Genomic DNA, 22,399 nt, shown 5'->3' on the forward strand with positions numbered 1-22,399 from the left:
GCGGGTGGGGCGGGCGTCACAAGGGGCGGCGCCAAGACAGCGACCGGTCGGGTTCGCGGTTCCTGCCGGACATGCGGGCGCGGATCGCCACGCCGGGCTGACGCGGCCCGCCGGTGCTTCCGGGTTCCCGGCCACGTGCCGTGCTACCCCCGGCGCAGCGGGCGGAAGTCCAGCTGGCGGTGGAAGCTGTAGCTGTAGTTTTCCACCGACTTCAGCATCCCCACGTCCAGCAGCGGGTGCCACAGCAGGATCACCGGCACGTCGCGCTTGGCCAGTTCGATCATGGTCCTGACGTCGGCGTCATACGTCGCCTGGTCGGTCTCGTAGCGGGTCTTCTCGACCAGCGCGTCCAGTTCCGGGTTGTTGTAGGACCCGAAGTTCCAGCGCGTCTCTCCGGAATAGAACACCCGGAAGAAATAATCGGGGTCGGTCAGATACGAGATCGAGCCCTCGAAGAAGAACGGCACCTTCTTTTCCTGCAGCAGCGTGCCCAGCTGCCCGGCGGGGACCTTTTCGATGCTGACGCGGATGCCGATCCGGCCCAGGCTTTCCTGCAAGAGCAGGGCGATCGGCTCGGCCACGCTGGCCACCGACAGCTCATAGGAGAAGCTGGTGTCGAAGCCGTCGGCCAGCCCGGCCTCGGCCAGCAGCGCGCGGGCGCGGTCAAGGTCGGTCGCATAGCCCAGCGGCTGCGGAAAGCGGGTCGACTCTGCGACATCGGGGGTGCCGCCGAACAGCTTCTCGCCGCGGCCGAACAGCGCCGCCTGGAACATCGCCTCGTAGGGCAGGGCATGGGCGATGGCCTGGCGCACCCGCACGTCGTCAAAGGGCGCCATCCCGCAGTTCATCCCGATCAGCTGAAAGCTCGAGGTCGGCACGCCCACCACCTTGACCGCATCATTTTCCAGCAGCTGCTGCACGTCCTTGGGCGGCAGGTCCTGGGCGATGTCGGCATCGCCCTTCAGCAGGGCGGCGACGCGGCTTTCGGCGGCCGGCACCGTCTGCCACAGCACCTGTTCGAACCCGGGCTGCGGGCCGGATTTCCAGTCGGGGAAACGCTCGAAGAGCATCCGTTCCCCCATCTCGGCGCGGGCGACGCGATAGGCGCCGCCGCCGGCCGGGTTGGCCTGCAGCCATTCCATCGCAAAGGGGTCGTCCTCGGTCGCGTGTTCCAGCGCCAGGCGCGAGTTCACGATGATCGGATAGGGCAGCGCCAGATTGGGCAGCGCCAGGCGGTCGGGCTGCGGCAGCTCGATACGCAGCGTGTGGTCGTCGACCACCACGAACTGGTCGGGCTCGGTCATCGAGCCGGTCGAGAACTGCGCCTTGCCGATCGGGCTGGCCACCACCCGGTCCAGCGACCATTTCACGTCATGGGCCGTGACCGGGGTGCCGTCATGGAACAGCGCGTCGCGGCGCAGCTGAAAGGTGATGCTCCGGCGGTCGTCGGAAAACGCATAGGATTCGGCCAACTCGGGCTCGATGTCGAAATAGTCGTAGATGGCCGTGCCGTCGCCGCGGTCCTTGCAGGCAAAGCGGACCAGCCGGTCATAGACGTTCCAGGTGATCTGCATGGAATTGCGGTTCACTCCGACCGAGAAGGTATCGAAGGAATTGGCCGCGCCTTCGCTGAGCACCCGCAGGATGGCGTCGCGCGACGGTTGGGCATGGGCCCATTTCGTCGGAAGAACGAGGCTCGCGCCAAGGGCGCCGCCGAGGGCCAGGAAATCACGCCGTTTCATGTGCATCATCCGTATTGGTCTGGTTGCGGCCGCAGCCGGGCCTGCGCGGTGGGCGCAAGAACTGTGGCGCTTTCATTCCGGCAGCGGGCAGGCTTGGCAACCCCTGATGCATCTCGGCGGGTGCCGGGGCTCCGGCACGGGCCTGGGTCGCCGCGGATTCCCGGCTTTGCCGCGGCGCGGCAGGCGCGCTAAAAGACCCCGGTCGGATCGGGGGTGGATGCCAAGGGCTGGGGATGATCGAAGGGACCGAGGGATTGAGGTGCACAACCGCCGCCGCTGCCCGCAGCGTACGGGGTGGGTCGGTGCGCAGCATCCGGGCCTCGGGTTCCCGCCCAACGCTTGCCGTGCCGGCCGAGGGCAGGGGGCTGCGCGAAGGGAGTGGGGTCGCGCGAGCCATGCGCGCGGCCGGGCGGGTGCACGGTGGGCGGGTGCACGGTGGGCGGGGCCGGGCGGGCCGGCCATCGGTTCTCGTGGCCCGACCCGCCGCGCCCGCTGGCAATGTGCGCCCGCGCCCGCCATCGGGCCTCTGCTCCGGACCCGCTGCGCCCGCTGGCAAGGGGGCGCGGGTTCGGCCTGTGCGTCCGCACCGGATTTCGGCCCTTCGGTCCTGCCCTGCCGCGCCCGCTGGCAAAAGGGGGGGGGCTCCGCACCTGCGCCCGGGCGCGCCAACGGCTCTCCGGTTCCGCCCCGCTGGCGGTGGGGGGGGCAGGAAACTGCCGAACGCGGTGCCTGCCCGCGCTGTCCGGGACACGTGCCCCCGCCCCGCCCCGCCCCCGCCCTCGACGCCGCGCGCCCGGGGGGCGGCATGAGCCGGGTCGGGCTGCGCCTGCTTTCGGCCATTCCGACGCTGTTCGGGGTGGTGGTGGTGACCTTTCTGCTGACCCGGGTGCTGCCCGGCGATCCGGCGGTGTTCTTTGCCTCGAACCCGGCGATGAGCGCGGCGGACATCGCGGCGGTGCGCGAAACCCTGGGGCTGGACCAGCCGCTTTACCAACAGTTCCTGATCTATCTGGGCAATCTGGTGCAGGGCGACCTGGGGCGCTCGATCGCGACCGGGCAGCCGGTGGCGGCCGAGTTCGCGCGGCGGCTGCCCGCCTCGGCCGAGCTGACCTGCCTGGCGTTCCTGCTGGCGGTTTCGGTGGCGGTGCCGCTGGGGCTGGCGGCGGCGCTGCGGCCGGGGTCGCTGGTCGACCATGCGGTGCGGCTGGTCGTGACGCTGGGGGTGTCGATGCCGACCTTCGTCACCGGGCTGCTGCTGATCTATGTGTTCTATGTCCTGGCCGGGGTGGTTCCCGAGCCCATCGGCCGGCTGGACCCGTTCCTGTTCGAGCCGGCGCGCGTCACTGGGTTCCTGACCATCGACGCGCTGCTGGCCGGGGACGGGCAGGTGTTCCGGGCGGCGCTGCACCAGATGCTGCTGCCGGCGGCGACCATGGCGCTGTTCGCGCTGGCGCCGCTGGCGCGGATGACCCGCGCCGCGATGATCGCGACGCTGGGGTCCGAGTTCATCCGCACCGCCCGCGCCGCCGGGCTGTCGCGGGGCCGGATCGTCGTGATCTATGCATTGCGCAACGCCATGCTGCCGGTGGTAACCACCATGGGGATGGTGTTTTCCTACATGCTGGGCGCGAATGTGCTGGTCGAGCGGGTGTTTTCCTGGCCCGGCATCGGCGCATTCGCGATCGACAGCATCGTCAACCTGGACTACGCGCCGTTGCAGGGGTTCATGCTGATCATGGCGGCGCTGTTCATCGCGGTGAATCTGGTCGTCGACATTCTCTCGGCGATCATCGACCCGAGGGCGGGGCATTGACCCACCCCGTCCACCCTGTGCGGCAAGGCGGGCTGCGCCGCACGCTGCGGGGCAACCCGCTGAACCTGTTCGCACTGGTGCTGTTCGCGCTGCTGTGTTTCGCCGCCGCCTTCGGGCCGCTGCTGGTTCCGCATGACCCGCTGGCGACCGATGCGGCGGCGGCGTTGCAGCCGCCCTCGGCCCGGCACTGGTTCGGCACCGACCAGATCGGCCGCGACCTGTTTTCGCGGGTGGTGGTTGCGACGAGGCTGGACCTGCTGATCGCGCTGGGCGCGGTCTCGCTGTCGCTGGTCGCGGGGTCGGCTCTGGGGGCGATCATCGGTTATTGGGGCGGCGTGCTGGACACGGTGGTGTCGCGGCTGGTCGATGTGCTGATGGCGTTTCCGCTGTTCGTGCTGGCGATGGCGCTGGTCGCCGCGCTGGGCAATTCGGTCATCAACGTGGTCTATGCGACCGCCATCGTGAACCTGCCCTTCTACATCAGACTGGCCCGCAGCGAGGTGCGTCCGCGCCGGGCGCTGGGCTACGTCGAGGCCGCGCGCGCGGGCGGCTCGGGCGACTGGCGGATCCTGTTGCGCCACCTGATCCCTAACATCGCGGCGCCGCTGGTGATCCAGGCCTCGGTCAATCTGGGCTGGGCGGTGCTGAACGCGGCGGCGCTGTCGTTTCTGGGGCTGGGGGTGCGGCCGCCGACCCCGGAATGGGGAATTATGGTGGCCGAGGGGGCGCGGTTCATCGCCTCGGGGCAGTGGTGGATCGTGACCTTTCCCGGGCTGGCGCTGATGCTGGCGGTGCTGGCCTTCAACCTGCTGGGCGATGCGCTGCGCGACCTGCTGGACCCGAGGCTGCGCAGATGACGCCGCTGCTGTCCATCCGCGCCCTGTCGGTCGAGTTCGACACCAGCCACGGCACCGTCCACGCGCTGGACCGGCTGTTCTTCGACATCGCGCCGGGCGAGATCCTGGGGATCATCGGCGAATCCGGCTCGGGCAAGTCGGTGACGGCCTATGCGGTGATGGGGATCCTCGACCGCGCTGCCCGCATCACCGGCGGCGAGATCCTGTTTCAGGGCGAAAACCTGCTGGCGATGACGCCGCGGGCGCGGGACGCCTGGCGCGGGCGCGGTGCGGCGATGGTGTTTCAGAACCCGCGCACGGCGCTGAACCCGATCCGCACGGTGGGCGACCAGATCGCCGATGTGGTGGCCCGCCACAGCGCCCTGTCCCGGTGCGCCGTCCGCGCGCGGGTGCAGGAGCTGCTGCGCCATGTCCGAATCCCCGACCCGGAACGGCGGGCGCTTGCCTATCCGTTCCAGCTTTCCGGCGGCCTGTGCCAGCGCGTCGGCATCGCCATGGCGCTGGCCTGCGCGCCGCGGCTGCTGATCGCGGACGAGCCGACCACCGGGCTGGACGTCACCACCCAGGCGGCGATCATGGAGCTGATCCGCAACCTCGCGCGCGATTCCGGCACCGCAGTGGCGCTGATCACCCACGATCTGGCGCTGGCGGCCGAGACCTGCGACCGGCTGGTGATCATGCACGCGGGCCATGTGGTCGAGGCGGCGCCCACCGCCGCGATCCTGAGCCGCCCGCGCCACCCCTATACGGCGGGGCTGCTGCGCTCGGTCCCGTCGCTGGCGGGCAGCATCGCGCAGTTGCAGGCGGTCCCCGGCAGCCTGCCCGACCTGCGCCGCGCCGACCTGCCGCCCTGCCGCTTTGCCGAGCGCTGCCCCCGCCGCCTGCCGCGCTGCGATGCGCCCGGGCCGCTGGCGCTGGAAGAAATCGCGCCCGGGCATCTTGCCGCCTGCCGGAACCTGCCATGACCGCGCTGCTTCAGGCCCGCAACCTCAGCCGCCATTTCCGGCTGCGGCGGGAAACCCTGTTCGGCCGGGCGCCAATGCTGCACGCCGTCGATGGGGTGGACCTGACGATCCACGCCGGCGAGGCGCTGGGGCTGGTCGGGGAATCCGGCTGCGGCAAGTCCACCCTGGCGCGGCTGCTGGCGCGGCTGCTGGACCCGACTGGGGGGCAGCTGTTCCTGCACGGGGACGAGATCAGCCGCGAATCGGTGTCGCGCTTTGCCCGCTCGGACCGGCGGCGCGCGATCCAGATGGTGTTTCAGGACCCGACCGAAAGCCTCAATCCGCTGCTGACGGTGTTCCAGTCGATCGCCGATCCGGCGGGGCGGCTGCTGGGGCCGCTGTCGCGAACCGCCCTGCGCCAGCGGGTCGAGGAGGCGGCGGCGGCCGTGAACCTGCCGCTCGAGTTCTTGGACCGCTATCCTCACCAGCTTTCCGGCGGGCAGAAGGCGCGCGTCGGCATCGCCCGCGCGCTGGTGGTCGAGCCGCAGCTGCTGGTGCTGGACGAGCCGACCTCGGCGCTGGATGTCTCGGTGCAGGCGACGGTGCTGCAACTGCTGGACCGGCTGCGGCGGGACCGCGGCATCGCGCTGCTGTTCGTCAGCCACGACCTGAACGTGGTGCGGCTTTTGTGCCAGCGCATCGCGGTGATGTATCTGGGGCAGATCGTCGAGATAGGGGCGGCGGCCGACATCTACCGCGCCCCCGCCCACCCCTATACGCGGGCGCTGCTGTCGGCGATCCCGTCGCTGCGCCCCCGCGGGGCCGGGCGCATCAAGCTGGACGGAGAGCCGCAGAGCCCGGTCAACCCCTGCGCCACGCGCTGCCGGTTTGCCGGGCGCTGCTTCATGGAAGGACCGCTGTGCACGCAGGCGGCGCCGGAGTTGCGGGCGCTGCCCGGCGGCAGGCAAGTGCGCTGCCATTATGCCGGCTAGCCGCGTCCGTTCGGCGGCTTTCTGGCGATCAGCCGCGCGGCGTCGGCCAGCGGGCGCAGCGGCGGCAGGCGGCTGGGGGCGGCCAGGTAATGCGGGCGCCACTCGGGCGCAAACTTCTCCTTGAACGCCCGCAGCCCGGCGAAGTTGTAGAAACTGCCGCCGTGGCGATAGATCAGCGCTCCGAAACGGTCCCACAGCCGGCGGCTGCGTTCCGGCTGCAACCCCGACAGCGGCGCCATCCCCAGCGAGAACCTTGCATAGCCGCGATCCTTCAGCGCCAGCATCAGCGCGGTGAACAGGAACTCCATGGTCTCGGGCGGGGCATCGTGGCGGTGGCGCATCAGGTCGATGGTCGCGGCCTGGCCGTCCCCGGTCGGCAGCAGATTGGCAAAGGCGACGATGCGCTCGTGCTGGCGCACCAGCGCCACCGGCCAGCGGTCCAGCCAGTCGGGGTCGAAGCGCCCGACCGAGAACCCCTTTTCCCGCGCATTCCGCGCCGCCAGCCAATCGTCGGAAATCTCGCGCAGCGCCGCGATCAGCGCCGGATCGTGGGGCGAGGCGGCAAGGTCGAGGCTCAGCCCGTCGCGCAGGCCCCGCGCGTGCGCCGCGCGCAGCCGCTTGCGGCCGGGGCCCTCCAGCGAAAACCCGGGCAGCGCGACCTCGGCGGCCTCACCCATCTTGTGCAGCGTCATCCCCAGCGCCAGCATCAGGGTCACGTCGTCGGGGCCGATCTCGTAGAACACCGGGGCCATGCCGGAATTGCGCGCGGCCTCGACGAAATCATAGGCGATCTCATTGGCGGCGTCGGGCGGGCCGACCGGGCCGCCATAGGCAAGCCACGACCGCCCCGAGGGCGCGAACATCACGAATGCCCGGCGGTCGCGGGAAAACATCACCGACTTGTCCCCGGTCAGCACCAGCATCGTGTCGGGGTGGCCGCTGGCGGCGGCGATGCGCCCGGCGGCGGCAAGATCCTCGGCCGAAGGGGGCAGCGGCCGATAGCGCGGCGTGCGCAGCAGCATGACCAGCGCCCCCAGCCCCAGCGTCAGCCCCGCCAGCAGGCTGGCGCGCAGCGCCCTTGGCGCGCGGCTGTCGGTGGCGAACTGCCACCACAGCTCGTTGGCATAAGGGGTGCTCTTGTAGGCCAGGAACAGCGCAAAGCCGAAACCGGTGGCGGCGATGGCCAGCATCGCCAGCCCGCCCGGGGTCAGCACCGCATGGGTCAGCACCGCCTTGCGGTGAAAGGCGCGGCGGAACGGCTGCATGATCAGGATCGCCAGCGCCAGCGTCGCCGCCTGCCGGTGGTCGCTGGGTGGCATCAGCGCCACCACGATGCCGCCCGCCATCACCGCCAGCGTCAGCCAGAACGCCCCGGCCGAGCGCCGCAACAGCCCCAGCGACAGCACGATCAGCGCCGCGCCCAGCGTGCTTGACAGCAGCGCCGAGCTTTCGATGAAGGCCAGCGGGAACAGGGTCTCGGCGGTCTCGGCGGCCTCGGTCAGCGGCGGCAGCAGCGCCGACAGGCTCATCCACAGACCCGAGCCGAAGGTCATCGCCGCCAGCACCAGCGGCGCCAGCGGAGAGACCGCGCGCAGCCCCGGCTCGATCAGCGCCAGCGCCCGGCCCAGGCGCGAGCCGGGCAGGGGGCGGCCGACCAGGCGCCAGCCCTCGAACAGCGCCATGGTGACCAGCGCCAGCGCAAAGGGCACCATGTAGTAGATCAGCCGGTAGAGCAGCAGCGCCGCGGCGACCTGGGCCGCGGGCATTGCGGCGGGCATTGCGGCGAGGATGATCGCCTCGAACACGCCGATGCCGCCGGGGACGTGGCTGATCACCCCGGCCATGGTCGCGGCGGCGAAGACCGCGACAAAGGTGAAGAAGCCCGGCGCCCCGTCCGGCAGCAGCAGGTACAGGGTCAGTGCGGAAAACGTCAGGTCGCCCAGGCTGATCGGCACCTGCCCCGCCAGCACCGACAGCCGCGGCGCGCGCAGGGTGAAGCGGCCCAGCGTCACCGCACGCTCGCCCCAGGCGGCCCAGACCAGCGGCACCACGATCGCCGCGATTGCCAATAGCGCCCAGACCCGGATCGTCGCCGGCGCGACCGGGACCATCGCCGTCAGCGCGGTGGGATGCAGCGCCAGCGCCCCCAGCCCGACCAGCGTCGTCATCACCCCGAAGGACACCGAGGTGAAGGTCGAGATCGCGGCGATGTCGTAGCCGTCCAGCCCCAGCCCGGAATAGACCCGCCAGCGCACCGCTCCGCCCGAAATCGGCGTCAGCCCCAGCGTGTTGCCAAAGGCATAGGCCATCAGCCCGCCGCTGAGCACCACCGGCAGCGGCAGCGACTTGCCGCGATAGCGCAGTGCCGACCAGTCGTAGCCGGCAAGGCACAGATACCCCGCCAGCGTCGAGGCCAGCGCCAGCCCCGTTACCGTCCAGGGCGTGGCATGGACCTGGGCCGCGACCTCGTGCAGGTCCACCGGGGCCAGCAGGTGATACAGCGCCAGCAACCCCAGCAGGAACAGCGCGACCGCCGCCAGATAGGGCGCCGCCGCCCGCAGCCGCCATCCCAGAGCCGAGGTGTTTTCGGGAATATTCGCCTCGTCGGACATGAACGCCTGCCGTGATACCGGTGCCGCTGATACCCTGATCGTGGCGCAGGGAAAACCATGATGCGGCCGGACCGCAATGCCGAGCCGCGGCGCGAGGGGAAAGCGCCCGGGCCCGGTGGCGGTTCCGGCAGGGGTGCGGTTTTGCCGGCGGGACACGCGGTTGGCGCCCGCGTATGCGGCCCGGCTTGGCGACTGCGCCGCGCGGCTTCGTTGCGGCGAGGGGGCGGCCGGTCCGGTCATACGCGGCGGCCTCTCCGGCGAGGCTTCCATATTCCAGCGGCGCGGCGATACTCGGGCGGACAGTCCCTCTCTCCGCCCGGAAGCCTGATGCGCCCCTCATTGATCTCGACCGGCCCGACGCGCGGGCCGCTGCCGGACCCGCAGCCGCGTGCCGGCCATGCCGAAAACCTGCTGGGCGCCGGGCTGATGACCCTGTCGATGCTGGCGATCGTGTCGAACGACAGCGCGATGAAGCTGGCGATCCAGACCCTGCCGCTGTCGCAGGCGATCTTCATCCGCGGGGTGATGGTGACGCTGGTGCTGCTCGTGCTGGTGCGGCGCGACGGCGGGCTTGCCCTGCCCGAGGGGCGGCGCGACCGCGGGCTGCTGGCGTTCCGCACCGTGGCCGAGGTCGCCGCCACGCTGCTGTATCTCAGCGCGCTGCAGTTCATGTCGATCGGGCAGCTGTCGGCGATCAACCAGGCGCAGCCGATCCTGATCATGGTGGCGGCGGCGCTGCTGTTTCGCGAGCGGCTGGGGGTCCGGCGGATGGCGGCGGCGGTGGTCGGGCTGGCGGGGGTGCTGCTGATCCTGCGCCCCGGCACCACGGCGTTCGAGCCGGTGGCGCTGCTGGCTGTGGCCTCGGTGCTGGCGGTGGTGGCGCGCGATCTGGCCAGCCGCGGCTTCAGCCGCGCAGTGCGGTCGAGCAGCGTGGCGCTGTGCGCCGCCGTCGGCGTCACCCTGTCGGCGCCGCTGACCGGCGGGCTGGCCGACTGGCGCCTGCCCACCCCGGCCGAGCTGGCGGCGCTGTGTGTTGCCGCCGGTTTCCTGACCGTGGCCTATCTGACCGTGGTCTCGGCCATGCGGGTGGGCGAGGTCGGGTTCGTGTCGCCTTTCCGCTACACGCTGCTGGTGTTCGCGTTCCTGCTGGATCTGGCGGTGTTCGGGATCCGGCCCGATGGCTGGACCTGGGCGGGGGCGGCGCTGGTGGTCGGCGCCGGGCTTTACTCGATCATCCGCGAATCGCGGCTGCGTCAGGGGCGGGGGCAGGGGCGGGCGGCGCCGGTGCCGGGGGTGCGGCCCTGATGCGGGCACAACTGCTGGGGCTGTGCCGGTTTTCCTATCTGGGCGGGCGCGGCTTTCAGGTGGAACACGGCTCGATCGAGGACCGCCGGGCGTTCCTTTATGACCCGGCACGGCTGGCCCGCCGCTGGGCGTGGTTCGAATCGGTGACCCTGCCGGGGCTGGTCGGGCAGAGCGACCCCGATTACCGGGTGGTGGTGATGACCGGCCCCGACCTGCCGCAGCCGTATCTGGGCCGCCTGCACGAGATCGCCGCCGCCCACCCGCAGATCGCGGTGGAGCTGGTGCCCCCCATGCCCCACCACCGCGCCGCCTGCGCCCGCGCCCTGCGCCCGCATGTCGAGGCCGCGGCCGACTGGGTGGGGCAGTTCAAGCAGGATGACGACGATGCGGTGGCGCTGGATTTCGTGGCGCGGGCGCGTCGCGACCTGCGGCTGCTGATTCCGATGCTGAAACGCGACGGGCGCGGCTATTGCGACTATATGAAGGGGGTGATCCTGCGCGCCTCGGAAACCGGGGTCGAGCCGCTGCCCCGCCACGTCTATGCCACCGGGGTGGCGCTGGTGATCTGGCAGCGGCCGGATGCGCCGCAGAGCTGCATCGACTATGAGCACTGGCGCATCGGCAGCCACATGAACGGGATTGCCGTGAATGACCGGCCGATGTTCCTGCGCGGGGTCCACCACGACAACGATTCAGGCGCGCTGGGGCCGAACTACCCCTGGACCGACCCGCCCGGGGATCTGGCGCCGCTGCTTGCCCGGCGCTTCGGCGTCGACCTGCCGGCGCTGGACCTCATGGTGCGGGCGGCGGCGCTGCCGGGGGCCGACCGGCCGAAATGGGGCCGCTGACCGCCCGCCCCGGCGCCGGCCCGCGCGCAGATTGACAGGCGGGGCGATTCCCCATATACGCCGCACACCCCGACGCGAAAGCGCCCGGGAATCCCAGAACCTGCAAGGTCATCACCGCGGCCTGTCTTGCTCCTGTGGAATTTGTCCCGTCCAGCCCTGACCGGGTTCGGATGGGTTTGGCGTTTCGCGATGGGCGCGGAATGCTGTCGAGAAGTGGCGCACCAAGGCCCGGGTGCGAGTATCGCAAAGCAATACGGGGAACCGAATGCCGACGATCCAGCAGCTGATCCGCAAACCGCGGCAGCCGAAAGTGCAGCGATCCAAGTCGCAGCACCTGCAAGGAAACCCTCAGAAGCGCGGCGTCTGCACGCGCGTCTACACCACCACGCCGAAAAAGCCGAACTCGGCCATGCGGAAGGTCGCCAAGGTGCGCCTGACCAATGGTTTCGAGGTCATCAGCTATATTCCCGGTGAAAAGCACAACCTGCAGGAACACAGCGTCGTGCTGATCCGCGGCGGCCGGGTGAAAGACCTTCCCGGTGTGCGCTACCACATCCTTCGCGGTGTCCTGGATACGCAGGGCGTCAAAGATCGTCGTCAGCGCCGCTCGAAATACGGCGCCAAGCGTCCGAAGTGAGGGTTTAGATAGATGTCCCGTCGTCACGCCGCTGAAAAGCGCGAAGTCCTGCCCGACGCCAAATATGGCGATCGCGTGCTGACCAAATTCATGAACAACCTGATGGTTGACGGCAAGAAATCCACGGCCGAGCGCATCGTCTACAATGCGCTGGACCGCGTGCAGACCCGGCTCAAGCGCGAGCCGATCGAGGTCTTCCACGAGGCCATGGACAACGTGAAGCCCTCGGTCGAGGTGCGTTCCCGCCGGGTCGGCGGCGCCACCTACCAGGTGCCCGTCGAGGTCCGTCCCATCCGCCGCGAGGCGCTGGCGATCCGCTGGCTGATCGACGCTGCGAAAAAGCGCAACGAAAACACCATGGAAGAGCGCCTTGCCGGCGAGCTTGCCGACGCGGTGAACGGCCGCGGCACCGCGGTGAAGAAGCGCGAAGACACCCACAAGATGGCCGACGCGAACAAGGCGTTCAGCCATTATCGCTGGTAAGGGGGTAACAATGGCACGCGAATATCCGCTGGAGCGCTACCGCAACTTCGGGATCATGGCGCACATCGACGCGGGCAAGACCACCACGACCGAGCGCATCCTGTTCTACACCGGCAAGAACCACAAGATGGGCGAAACCCACGAGGGTGCGTCCACCATGGACTTCATGGAACAGGAAGCCGAGCGGGGGATCACCATCTCCTCGGCCGCGACCACGACCTTCTGGGAACGCCACGAAGACGCCGACTACACCCCGGACCTGTCGAAGAAGCTGCGCTTCAACATCATCGACACCCCCGGCCACGTCGACTTCACCATCGAGGTTGAACGCTCGCTGGCGGTTCTGGACGGCGCCATCGCGCTCTTGGACGCCAACGCCGGCGTCGAGCCGCAGACCGAGACGGTGTGGCGCCAGGCCGACCGCTACAAGGTTCCGCGGCTGGTGTTCGTCAACAAGATGGACAAGATCGGCGCCGACTTCTTCAAGTGCGTCCAGATGATCAAGGACCGCACCGGCGGCACCCCCTGCCCGGTGGCGCTGCCCATCGGCGCCGAGGACAAGCTGGAAGGCATCGTCGACCTGGTGAAGATGGAAGAATGGATCTGGAAGGGCGACGATCTGGGCGCCAGCTGGATCCGTCAGCCGATCCGGGCCGAGCTTCAGGACGTCGCCGAGGAATGGCGCGGCAAGATGATCGAGCTTGCCGTCGAGCAGGACGACGACGCGATGGAGGCCTATCTCGAGGGCAACGAGCCCGACGAGGCGACCCTGCGCGCGCTGATCCGCAAGGGCACGCTGGCGCTGGCCTTCTTCCCGGTGCTGGCCGGTTCGTCCTTCAAGAACAAGGGCGTGCAGCCGCTGCTGAACGCGGTCGTGGACTATCTGCCCTCGCCGTTGGACGTGCCGGCCTATGTCGGCTTCGCCCCGGGCGACGAATCGGAAACCCGCAACATCGAGCGTCATGCCTCGGACGAAGAGCCGTTCTCGGCGCTGGCGTTCAAGATCATGAACGACCCCTTCGTCGGCTCGCTGACCTTCACGCGCATCTATTCCGGCGCGCTGAAGAAGGGCGACCAGATGATGAACTCGACCAAGGGCAAGCGTGAGCGCGTCGGCCGGATGATGGTCATGCACGCCGCCTCGCGCGAGGAGATCGACGAGGCGCACGCCGGTGACATCATCGCGCTGGCCGGGCTGAAGGAAACCACCACCGGGGACACGCTCTGCGATCCCGCCAAGCCGGTGGTACTGGAAACCATGACCTTCCCCGATCCGGTGATCGAGATCGCGGTCGAGCCGAAATCCAAGGCCGACCAGGAAAAGATGGGGATCGCGCTGGCCCGCCTGGCCGCCGAGGACCCGTCCTTCCGCGTCGAGACCGATCTGGAATCGGGCCAGACCATCATGAAGGGCATGGGCGAACTTCACCTCGACATTCTCGTGGATCGCATGAAGCGCGAGTTCAAGGTCGAGGCGAATATCGGCGCCCCGCAGGTGGCCTATCGCGAGACCATCAGCCACGCGACCGAGATCGACTATACCCACAAGAAACAGACCGGCGGGACCGGCCAGTTCGCGCGGGTCAAGCTCGAGATCGCGCCGACCGAACCGGGCGAGGGGTATTCCTTCGAATCCAAGATCGTCGGCGGTGCGGTGCCCAAGGAATACATCCCGGGTGTCGAAAAGGGCATCAAGTCGGTGATGGATTCGGGTCCGCTGGCCGGCTTCCCGGTGATCGACTTCAAGGTGGCGCTGGTCGACGGTGCCTACCACGACGTCGATTCGTCGGTGCTGGCGTTCGAGATCGCGGCCCGTGCGGCGATGCGCGAGGGCCTGAAGAAGGCCGGCGCCAAGCTGCTGGAACCGATCATGAAGGTCGAGGTGGTGACCCCCGAGGAATACACCGGCTCGATCATCGGCGACCTGACCAGCCGTCGCGGCATGGTGCGCGGGCAGGATACCCGCGGCAACGCCAACGTGATCGACGCGATGGTGCCGCTGGCCAACATGTTCGGCTACATCAACAACCTGCGTTCGATGTCTTCGGGCCGCGCGGTGTTCACGATGCAGTTCGACCATTACGAGGCCGTGCCGCAGAACATCTCGGACGAGATCCAGAAGAAATACGCGTAATTCCGGCGGTGCGTGGGGAAACCTGCGCACCCTACCCACCCCGTAGGGTGCGTGGTGTCCACGCACCGTCATCATAGGAGCTTTGCAGATGGCAAAGGCAAAATTCGAACGCACGAAACCGCACGTCAACATCGGGACGATCGGTCACGTTGACCACGGCAAGACGACGACGACGGCTGCGATCACGAAATACTTCGGCGATTTCAAGGCCTACGACCAGATCGACGGCGCGCCCGAGGAGAAGGCGCGGGGGATCACCATCTCGACCGCGCATGTCGAGTATGAAACCGACGCGCGCCACTATGCCCACGTCGACTGCCCCGGCCACGCCGACTACGTCAAGAACATGATCACCGGCGCGGCGCAGATGGACGGCGCCATCCTGGTGGTGAACGCCGCTGACGGCCCGATGCCGCAGACGCGCGAGCACATCCTGCTGGGCCGCCAGGTCGGCATCCCCTACATGGTCGTCTATCTGAACAAGGTCGACCAGGTGGACGACCCGGAACTGCTGGAGCTGGTCGAGATGGAGGTGCGCGAGCTGCTGTCCTCCTACGACTACCCCGGCGACGATGTGCCGATCATCAAGGGCTCGGCGCTGGCGGCGCTGGAAGGCCGCGACCCGGAAATCGGCGAGAACTCGATCCGCGAGCTGCTGAAGGCGGTGGACGACTACATCCCGACCCCCGAGCGGGCGGTGGACCTGCCGTTCCTGATGCCGATCGAGGACGTGTTCTCGATCTCGGGCCGCGGCACCGTGGTGACGGGCCGGGTCGAGCGCGGCGCGGTCAACGTCGGTGACGAGCTGGAAATCGTCGGCATCCGCCCGACCAAGAAGACCACCTGCACCGGGGTCGAGATGTTCCGCAAGCTGCTGGACCGCGGCGAGGCCGGCGACAACATCGGCGCGCTGCTGCGCGGCATCGACCGCGACGGCGTCGAGCGCGGGCAGGTGCTGTGCAAGCCGGGTTCGGTGAAGCCGCACACCAAGTTCGAGGCCGAGGCCTATATCCTGACCAAGGAAGAGGGCGGCCGCCACACCCCGTTCTTCGCCAACTACCGGCCGCAGTTCTACTTCCGCACCACCGACGTGACCGGAACGGTGAAGCTGCCGGAAGGCACCGAGATGGTGATGCCGGGCGACAACCTGAAGTTCGAGGTCGAGCTGATCGCCCCGATTGCGATGGAAGAAAAACTGCGCTTCGCCATCCGCGAAGGCGGCCGCACCGTCGGCGCCGGCGTGGTCTCGAAGATCATCGAGTGATCTAAGGGGCAACCGCCCCAAGGACAGCGCGACACAGGCCCGCCCCGAAAGGGGCGGGCTTTTTTCGTGCAAGTCACGTAGACGAAACGGCAAGTGATTCGGATTCTAATGCGCACCTTCTTGAAAGATGTTGCGCCTGTCGCTACTCGGCAGAAGATAACCCGGTGTAGGGAGAGGTAATTATGAAAGTTAGCATTAAGAGCTTCGACGTCGCGATGGACGTGAAGAACAAAGGCGTCGAGTTCGACGTCTATGGTAATGATGGCAAGTTCCGCGGTGATTGCATTATCACGAAGGCTGGTATCACGTGGTGTGAGGGCAAGGTCCGTCGGGAGAATGGTGTTCGCGTGAGTTGGGACAAATTCATCTCTTGGATGAACGAACAGTAAACGAAATTTAGCAGCGTATCGGTCCAACCGGAGACGTTCGCCACCGAGTGCTACTTGACCTTTGATCGACCAACCGCCATAAGCCGCCATCGCCGCCGGTTCCGCCCACACGCACTCGAATCGGTTGCATCTGCGCAGGCCGCCCGCTATGGGGGCGGCCTTGCAGTTTTTCTGTTTAGGGTCCGACGCTGGCTTCGCGTGGTGCGCTGTCAGCCTCTCGACTGAAATCCCCATCCGAGGGATGCTTGATGCAAAGCCAGACCATCCGTATCCGGCTCAAGGCGTTCGATTATCGCGTGCTCGATTCCAGCACCGCCGAGATCGTCAACACCGCCAAGCGGACCGGCGCGCAGGTGCGCGGCCCGATCCCGCTGCCGAACAAGATCGAAAAGTTCACCGTCCTGCGCGGCCCGCATATCGACAAGAAGTCGCGCGACCAGTGGGAAATCCGCACCCACAAGCGGCTGCTGGACATCGTGGACCCCACGCCCCAGACCGTTGACGCCCTGATGAAGCTCGACCTCGCCGCCGGCGTGGATGTCGAGATCAAGGTGTAAGGGGGCCATCATGCGGACTGGTGTTATCGCCAAGAAACTGGGCATGACCCGGCTGTTCCTCGAGGACGGCCGCCAAGTGCCCGTGACCGTGCTGCAGCTGGACAACCTTCAGGTCGTCGCGCAGCGTACCAACGAAACCGACGGCTATGTGGCGCTGCAGCTGGGCGCGGGCGACGCGAAGCCCAAGAATGTCAGCTCGCCGATGCGCGGCCATTTCGCGAAAGCGAACGTGGCGCCCAAGCGCAAGATCGTCGAGTTCCGCGTGTCGGAAGAGAACCTGGTGGATGTGGGCGAGGAAATCATCGCCGCGCATTATTTTGCGGGTCAGTTCGTCGACATCGCCGGCACCTCGATCGGCAAGGGCTTTGCCGGTGCGATGAAGCGGCACAACTTCGGCGGTCTGCGCGCCTCGCACGGCGTGTCGATCAGCCACCGCTCGCACGGTTCGACCGGCCAGTGCCAGGACCCCGGCAAGGTGTTCAAGGGCAAGAAGATGGCCGGCCATATGGGCGCGGCGCGGGTCACCACCCAGAACCTGCAGGTCGTGCGCACCGACGCCGACCGCGGGCTGATCATGGTCAAGGGTTCGGTCCCCGGTTCCAAGGGCGGCTGGGTCACGATCAAGGACGCCGTGAAGAAGCCGGTCGCGGAAAGCACCATCTTCCCCGCCGCGCTGCGTTCGGCCGAGCGTGAGGCCAAGCGTCTGGCCGAGGAAGCCGCCGCCCAGGCTGCTGCCGAGGAAGAAGCCGCGCGTCTGGCCGCGGCCGAGGCCGAAGCTGCCGCCCAGGAGGCTGCGCTGGCCGAGGCCCAGGCGTCGACCGCCGCCGAGGGCGAGGCCGCTGCCTCTGAGGGAGACGAGAGCAAATGAAACTCGACGTGATTTCGCTTTCCTCGGGCAAGGCCGGGGACATCGAGCTGTCCGACGACATCTTCGGGCTGGAGCCGCGCGCGGACATCCTGCACCGGGTGGTGCGCTGGCAGCGCGCCAAGGCACAGGCCGGCACCCATTCGGTGCTGACCAAGTCCGAAGTCAGCTACTCGACCAAGAAGATCTATCGCCAGAAGGGCACCGGCGGCGCTCGCCACGGGTCGCGCAAGGCCTCGATCTTCCGCAAGGGTGGCGTCTATGCCGGCCCGACGCCGCGCAGCCACGCGTTTGACCTGCCGAAAAAGGTCCGGGCGCTGGGGCTCAAGCATGCGCTGTCGGCCAAGGCAGCCCGCGGCAAGCTGGTGATCGTGGACAGCCTGGATCTGGCCGAAGCCAAGACCGCGGCCGTCGCCAAGGCGGTCAAGGAACAGGGCTGGAAGCGCGTCCTGGTCATCGACGGCGCCGATGTGAACGAGAACTTCGCCCGCGCCGCCCGCAACCTGCAAGGCGTGGACGTCCTGCCCTCGATGGGCGCCAACGTCTACGACATCCTGCGCCGCGACACGCTGGTGATCACGCGCGCGGGCGTCGAGGCCCTCGAAGCCCGTCTGGGCAAAGGTGCATGAGATGAGCGCGAAACCCGAACACTACGACGTGATCGTCAAGCCGATCATCACCGAAAAGGCGACCATGGCCGGGGAACTGGCCAATGCGGTGACCTTTGAAGTGGCGAAATCGGCCAGCAAGCCGCAGATCAAGGACGCGGTCGAGGCGCTGTTCAACATCAAGGTCAAGGCGGTCAACACCGTCGTGACCAAGGGCAAGACCAAGCGTTTCCGCGGCCGCCCCGGCGTGCGCAGCGACGTCAAGAAAGCCTATGTGATGCTCGAGGCTGGCAACAGCATCGACGTGAACACCGGGCTGTGATTGCAGATGCGGCCCCCGGTTCGTCCGGGGGCCGCAGTTCGGACTGAAACGGACCTTTGGTCCAAGGCAAACGGAAGACAGGAACCATGGCACTCAAGTCGTACAAGCCGACGACGCCTGGCCAGCGAGGGCTGGTGCTGATCGACCGTTCGGAGCTTTGGAAAGGCCGCCCCGTCAAGATGCTGACCGTCGGGTTGAGCAAGTCGGGTGGCCGGAACAATACCGGGCGGATCACCATGTGGCACAAGGGCGGCGGGGCCAAGCGGCTCTACCGCATCGTCGATTTCCGCCGCAACAAGCTGGACGTCCCGGCGACGGTCGAGCGGATCGAATACGATCCCAACCGCACCGCCTTCATCGCGCTGCTGCGCTATGACGACGGCGAGCAGGCCTATATCATCGCGCCGCAGCGTCTGGCCGTGGGCGACAAGGTCGTCGCCTCGCAAAAGGCCGACATCAAGCCGGGCAACGCGATGCCGTTCTCGGGGATGCCGATCGGCACGATCGTCCACAACGTCGAGCTGAAGCCCGGCAAGGGCGGCCAGCTGGCGCGCTCGGCCGGCACCTATGCGCAGTTCGTGGGTCGCGACGGCGGCTATGCGCAGATCCGCCTGTCCTCGGGCGAGCTGCGGCTGGTGCGCCAGGAATGCATGGCGACCATCGGCGCGGTGTCGAACCCCGACCACTCGAACCAGAACTTCGGCAAGGCCGGCCGGATGCGGCACCTGGGCGTGCGCCCGACCGTCCGCGGCGTCGCGATGAACCCGATCGACCACCCGCATGGCGGTGGTGAGGGCCGGACCTCGGGCGGCCGCCACCCGGTCACCCCGTGGGGCAAGCCCACCAAGGGCAAGCGCACCCGTTCCAACAAGTCGACCGACAAGTACATCCTGCGGTCGCGCCACGCCAAGAAGAAGGGGCGCTGATCCATGGCACGTTCAGTTTGGAAAGGCCCGTTCGTCGACGCCTATGTGCTGCGCAAGGCCGAGAAGGCGCGCGAATCGGGGCGTTCGGACGTCATCAAGATCTGGTCGCGCCGTTCGACCATCCTGCCGCAGTTCGTCGGGCTGACCTTCGGCGTCTACAACGGGCAGAAGCATATCCCGGTCAACGTGACCGAGGAAATGATCGGCCAGAAGTTCGGTGAATACTCGCCGACGCGGACCTATTACGGTCACGCGGCCGACAAGAAAGCGAAAAGGAAGTAAACCGTCATGGGTAAGGAACAGAATCCGCGCCGCGTGGCGGATAACGAGGCGATGGCCAAGACCCGCATGCTGCGCACCTCGCCGCAGAAGCTGAATCTGGTCGCCGCCATGATCCGCGGCAAGAAGGTGGAAAAGGCGCTCGCCGACCTGACCTTCTCGAAGCGCCGCATTGCGGGCGACGTCAAGAAATGCCTGCAGTCGGCGATCGCCAACGCCGAGAACAACCACAACCTGGACGTCGACCAGCTGGTCGTCGCCGAGGCGTGGGTCGGCAAGAACATGGTGATGAAGCGGGGCCGTCCGCGCGCCCGCGGCCGGTTCGGCAAGATCATGAAGCCGTTCTCGGAAATCACCATCAAGGTGCGCGAGATCGACGCCGAGGCCGAGGCTGCCAAGAAGGCCGCCAAGTCGCAGAAGCGTGCCGCCGCCACCAATCAAGCCGCCGCTGCCGAGGAGCTCGCGTAATGGGTCAGAAGGTCAACCCCATCGGGATGCGCCTGCAGGTCAACCGCACCTGGGACAGCCGCTGGTTCGCCGACAGCAAGGACTATGGCAACCTGCTGCTCGAGGATCTCAAGATCCGCGAGTTCATCCACAAGGATGCCAAGCAGGCCGGCGTCAGCCGCGTCATCATCGAGCGTCCGCACAAGAAGTGCCGCGTGACGATCCATGCCGCCCGCCCGGGCGTCATTATCGGCCGCAAGGGCGCCGACATCGAAACGCTGCGCAAGAAGCTGGCGAACTTCACCGATTCGGAACTGCACCTGAACATCGTCGAGGTCCGCAAGCCGGAGCTGGACGCGCAGCTGGTGGCCGAATCGATCGCCCAGCAGCTCGAGCGCCGGGTATCGTTCCGCCGCGCCATGAAGCGCGCGGTGCAGAACGCCATGCGCATGGGCGCGCTGGGGATCCGGGTGAATGTCGGCGGCCGCCTGGGCGGTGCCGAGATCGCGCGGACGGAATGGTATCGTGAAGGCCGGGTGCCGCTGCACACGCTGCGGGCCGACATCGACTATGCGCTGTCGGAAGCCTCGACCCCCTACGGGATCATCGGCGTCAAGGTCTGGATCTTCAAAGGCGAGATCATGGAGCACGACCCGCAGGCCCACGACCGCAAGGCCGCCGAGGCGCAGGAAGGCCCGTCCCCCCGCGGCCCGCGCCGCGACCGCGACGCGCGCTGAGGAGTAAACAGGAATGCTGCAACCGAAACGGACCAAGTTCCGCAAACAGCACAAGGGCCGGATCCACGGCGAGGCGAAGGGTGGGTTCAACCTGAACTTCGGCTCTTACGGCCTCAAGGCGACCGAACCCGAGCGCGTCACCGCCCGCCAGATCGAAGCGGCCCGCCGCGCGATCACCCGCCACATGAAGCGTCAGGGCCGGGTCTGGATCCGGATCTTCCCGGACGTGCCGGTGTCGGGCAAGCCGACGGAAGTGCGGATGGGTAAGGGCAAGGGCTCGGTCGACTTCTGGGCCGCCCGCGTCCATCCCGGCCGCATCATGTTCGAGATCGACGGCGTCGACGACGAGATCGCCCGCGAGGCGCTGCGCCTTGGCGCGATGAAGCTGCCGGTCCTGACCCGCATCGTGCATCGCGAAGACTGGTGATGCGGCGCGCCCTCTCGGGCGTGTCTCCGGCCGCACGGAAACAGGAAGCCCCGCCGAATATGGCGGGGCTTTTTCTTGCCGGACTTCCCGAAGGCCGTTGTTGACATCCCTTGCGGCGCCCCCCAGATTTCATTGGTCTGAAACAGGTCAGGCTCGGGACGGTTGGCCCGGCCCCCGCGCAAGCGGGTCCTTCTGTCACCACGGTGACGGCCCAGGACTATCAAGGTGACGGCATGGTGCCGACACCGGTAGAAGGGCATCGACATGAAACCCTGTGTTTCCGTTTTGACGCTTGCGGTCGCCGATCTTGAGCGCTCGCTTTCCTTTTATCGTGACGGGCTGGGCTTGCCGACCGCCGGCATTGTCGGGCGTGAGTTCGACCATGGGGCCGTCGCATTTTTCGACCTGTCCGGGGGCCTCAAGCTGGCAATCTGGGCGCAGGAGGATCTTGCGCATGACACGGGACTGCCGACGCTGCCTGTAAGCCCGACCTCGATGTCGATCGGTCATAATGTGAGCCGCAGGGAAGAGGTCGATGATATCATCGAGACCGCAAGACATGCCGGCGCTTCGATCGTGAAGCCGGCACAGAATACATTCTACGGCGGCTATGCGGGGTATTTCCAGGACCCCGACGGGCATCTGTGGGAAATCGTCTGGAACCCCGGGATGCTACCTGCCGGGCAGTAGGGTGCCGCGGTTCCACTGGCAGCCTCGCGCAGTGGGAGCCGTACCACCGCCGCGCGTTTCATGTTAGAGTGTCGACATGGCAAAGGACGGAAAACCCAAGCTGCTGTCCGGCGGCAATCCCCAGATCCCGAAAGGGCAGGGCGACGCGCCGGTGCAGGCCTATATTGCCGCCATGCCAGGCTGGAAGCGCGGGGTGGGCGAGCGGCTGGATGCGCTGATCGCCCGGACGGTGCCAGGGGTGCGCAAGGCGGTGAAATGGAACTCGCCCTTCTACGGCGCGCCAGAGGGTGAAGGCTGGTTTCTCAGCTACCACTGCTACGACCGCTATGTGAAAATCGCCTTTTTCCGCGGGGCGCTGCTGGAGCCGGTCCCGCCAGAGCCCTCGAAAAGCGGCGACACCCGCTATCTGCACATCCACGAGGGCGAGGACTGGGACGAGGCGCAGTTCGTCGACTGGGTGGCCCAGGCCAGCCGCCTGCCCCCAGAGGTGATGTAGCCCACCCCGGCGTTTCCCGCCGAAA

General features: G+C 67.8%; 23 protein-coding genes and 1 pseudogene. 22 read left to right on the top strand and 2 right to left on the bottom strand.

Annotated elements, in window-relative coordinates; translation table 11 throughout:
• Positions 1-143: 143 nt before the first annotated feature.
• Positions 144-1,742: an ABC transporter substrate-binding protein gene (locus tag RSP45_RS12620; protein WP_415392198.1), complete on the bottom strand. Its 1,599-nt coding sequence runs from the start codon at positions 1,740-1,742 to the stop codon at positions 144-146.
• Between the two features lie 805 nt (positions 1,743-2,547).
• Here RSP45_RS12620 and RSP45_RS12625 point away from each other — a divergent pair.
• Genes RSP45_RS12625 through RSP45_RS12640 form a run of 4 tightly spaced genes read left to right on the top strand, consistent with a single transcriptional unit; the run spans position 2,548 to position 6,348 of the window.
• The gene (locus tag RSP45_RS12625) at positions 2,548-3,555 is read left to right on the top strand and encodes an ABC transporter permease (protein WP_415392199.1); all 1,008 of its coding nucleotides are present in this window, start codon (positions 2,548-2,550) and stop codon (positions 3,553-3,555) included.
• Positions 3,552-4,412 (top strand): ABC transporter permease, encoded by an 861-nt coding sequence (locus tag RSP45_RS12630; RefSeq protein ID WP_415392200.1) that lies wholly within the window; start codon positions 3,552-3,554, stop codon positions 4,410-4,412. Before RSP45_RS12625 ends, RSP45_RS12630 begins: the two co-directional genes overlap by 4 nt.
• Positions 4,409-5,377, top strand: coding sequence for an ABC transporter ATP-binding protein (locus tag RSP45_RS12635; RefSeq protein ID WP_415392201.1), 969 nt, complete (start codon positions 4,409-4,411; stop codon positions 5,375-5,377). Before RSP45_RS12630 ends, RSP45_RS12635 begins: the two co-directional genes overlap by 4 nt.
• On the top strand, positions 5,374-6,348 hold the full coding sequence (locus tag RSP45_RS12640; RefSeq protein ID WP_415392202.1) for an oligopeptide/dipeptide ABC transporter ATP-binding protein: 975 nt from the start codon (positions 5,374-5,376) through the stop codon (positions 6,346-6,348). The genes RSP45_RS12635 and RSP45_RS12640 overlap by 4 nt, the downstream gene beginning before the upstream one ends.
• Here the strand turns inward: RSP45_RS12640 and mprF are convergent.
• Positions 6,345-8,960: a bifunctional lysylphosphatidylglycerol flippase/synthetase MprF gene (mprF, locus tag RSP45_RS12645; protein ID WP_415392203.1), complete on the bottom strand. Its 2,616-nt coding sequence runs from the start codon at positions 8,958-8,960 to the stop codon at positions 6,345-6,347. The two genes, RSP45_RS12640 and mprF, sit on opposite strands and share 4 nt — an antisense overlap.
• A gap of 327 nt (positions 8,961-9,287) precedes the next feature.
• Here mprF and RSP45_RS12650 point away from each other — a divergent pair, with 327 nt between their 5' ends.
• The 18 genes and pseudogenes from RSP45_RS12650 to RSP45_RS12735 all read left to right on the top strand — a co-directional run bounded on the left by RSP45_RS12650 (position 9,288) and on the right by RSP45_RS12735 (position 22,374).
• Positions 9,288-10,265, top strand: a complete 978-nt coding sequence (locus RSP45_RS12650) for a DMT family transporter (RefSeq protein WP_084732181.1) — start codon at positions 9,288-9,290, stop codon at positions 10,263-10,265.
• On the top strand, positions 10,265-11,113 hold the full coding sequence (locus RSP45_RS12655; protein ID WP_415392204.1) for a glycosyltransferase: 849 nt from the start codon (positions 10,265-10,267) through the stop codon (positions 11,111-11,113). Before RSP45_RS12650 ends, RSP45_RS12655 begins: the two co-directional genes overlap by 1 nt.
• 265 nt (positions 11,114-11,378) lie before the next feature.
• Entirely contained in the window at positions 11,379-11,750 is a 372-nt protein-coding gene (rpsL, locus tag RSP45_RS12660) for a 30S ribosomal protein S12 (RefSeq protein WP_073068257.1), read from the top strand.
• 12 nt (positions 11,751-11,762) lie between these two features.
• Positions 11,763-12,233, top strand: coding sequence for a 30S ribosomal protein S7 (gene rpsG / locus RSP45_RS12665; RefSeq protein WP_073068259.1), 471 nt, complete (start codon positions 11,763-11,765; stop codon positions 12,231-12,233).
• Between the two features lie 10 nt (positions 12,234-12,243).
• Positions 12,244-14,367: an elongation factor G gene (gene fusA / locus RSP45_RS12670; protein ID WP_415392205.1), complete on the top strand. Its 2,124-nt coding sequence runs from the start codon at positions 12,244-12,246 to the stop codon at positions 14,365-14,367.
• Positions 14,368-14,455: 88 nt separating this feature from the next.
• Positions 14,456-15,631: an elongation factor Tu gene (gene tuf, locus RSP45_RS12675; RefSeq protein WP_415391763.1), complete on the top strand. Its 1,176-nt coding sequence runs from the start codon at positions 14,456-14,458 to the stop codon at positions 15,629-15,631.
• Positions 15,632-15,846: 215 nt separating this feature from the next.
• Positions 15,847-16,020 carry a hypothetical protein gene (locus tag RSP45_RS12680; protein ID WP_415392206.1) on the top strand — a complete coding sequence of 58 codons (174 nt, stop codon included), beginning with the start codon at positions 15,847-15,849 and terminating at the stop codon, positions 16,018-16,020.
• A 248-nt stretch (positions 16,021-16,268) separates the two neighbouring features.
• A complete protein-coding gene (gene rpsJ / locus RSP45_RS12685; protein WP_073067250.1) occupies positions 16,269-16,577 on the top strand; it encodes a 30S ribosomal protein S10 in 309 nt (102 codons plus the stop codon).
• Positions 16,578-16,584: 7 nt separating this feature from the next.
• Positions 16,585-17,445 carry a 50S ribosomal protein L3 gene (gene rplC, locus RSP45_RS12690; protein WP_415394063.1) on the top strand — a complete coding sequence of 287 codons (861 nt, stop codon included), beginning with the start codon at positions 16,585-16,587 and terminating at the stop codon, positions 17,443-17,445.
• Positions 17,442-18,071 (top strand): 50S ribosomal protein L4, encoded by a 630-nt coding sequence (gene rplD, locus RSP45_RS12695; protein WP_303729005.1) that lies wholly within the window; start codon positions 17,442-17,444, stop codon positions 18,069-18,071. Before rplC ends, rplD begins: the two co-directional genes overlap by 4 nt.
• 1 nt (position 18,072) lies before the next feature.
• Positions 18,073-18,372: a 50S ribosomal protein L23 gene (locus RSP45_RS12700; RefSeq protein WP_415392207.1), complete on the top strand. Its 300-nt coding sequence runs from the start codon at positions 18,073-18,075 to the stop codon at positions 18,370-18,372.
• Between the two features lie 86 nt (positions 18,373-18,458).
• Positions 18,459-19,298 (top strand): 50S ribosomal protein L2, encoded by an 840-nt coding sequence (rplB, locus tag RSP45_RS12705; RefSeq protein ID WP_073067244.1) that lies wholly within the window; start codon positions 18,459-18,461, stop codon positions 19,296-19,298.
• 3 nt (positions 19,299-19,301) lie between these two features.
• A complete protein-coding gene (gene rpsS / locus RSP45_RS12710; protein ID WP_085377616.1) occupies positions 19,302-19,580 on the top strand; it encodes a 30S ribosomal protein S19 in 279 nt (92 codons plus the stop codon).
• A gap of 6 nt (positions 19,581-19,586) precedes the next feature.
• A pseudogene (gene rplV / locus RSP45_RS12715) lies at positions 19,587-19,964 on the top strand (50S ribosomal protein L22); the annotation flags it as partial.
• Between the two features lie 80 nt (positions 19,965-20,044).
• Positions 20,045-20,761: a 30S ribosomal protein S3 gene (rpsC, locus tag RSP45_RS12720; RefSeq protein ID WP_073067240.1), complete on the top strand. Its 717-nt coding sequence runs from the start codon at positions 20,045-20,047 to the stop codon at positions 20,759-20,761.
• 13 nt (positions 20,762-20,774) lie between these two features.
• On the top strand, positions 20,775-21,188 hold the full coding sequence (gene rplP / locus RSP45_RS12725) for a 50S ribosomal protein L16 (protein ID WP_073067238.1): 414 nt from the start codon (positions 20,775-20,777) through the stop codon (positions 21,186-21,188).
• Positions 21,189-21,452: 264 nt separating this feature from the next.
• Positions 21,453-21,878, top strand: a complete 426-nt coding sequence (locus tag RSP45_RS12730) for a VOC family protein (protein WP_415392208.1) — start codon at positions 21,453-21,455, stop codon at positions 21,876-21,878.
• A 76-nt stretch (positions 21,879-21,954) separates the two neighbouring features.
• Complete coding sequence (locus RSP45_RS12735; protein WP_415392209.1) at positions 21,955-22,374, top strand: DUF1801 domain-containing protein; 420 nt, start codon at positions 21,955-21,957, stop codon at positions 22,372-22,374.
• Positions 22,375-22,399: the final 25 nt, after the last annotated feature.

It is taken from the genome of Paracoccus sp. SJTW-4 (assembly GCF_047716885.1).
Classification (GTDB): Bacteria; Pseudomonadota; Alphaproteobacteria; order Rhodobacterales; family Rhodobacteraceae; genus Paracoccus; species Paracoccus solventivorans.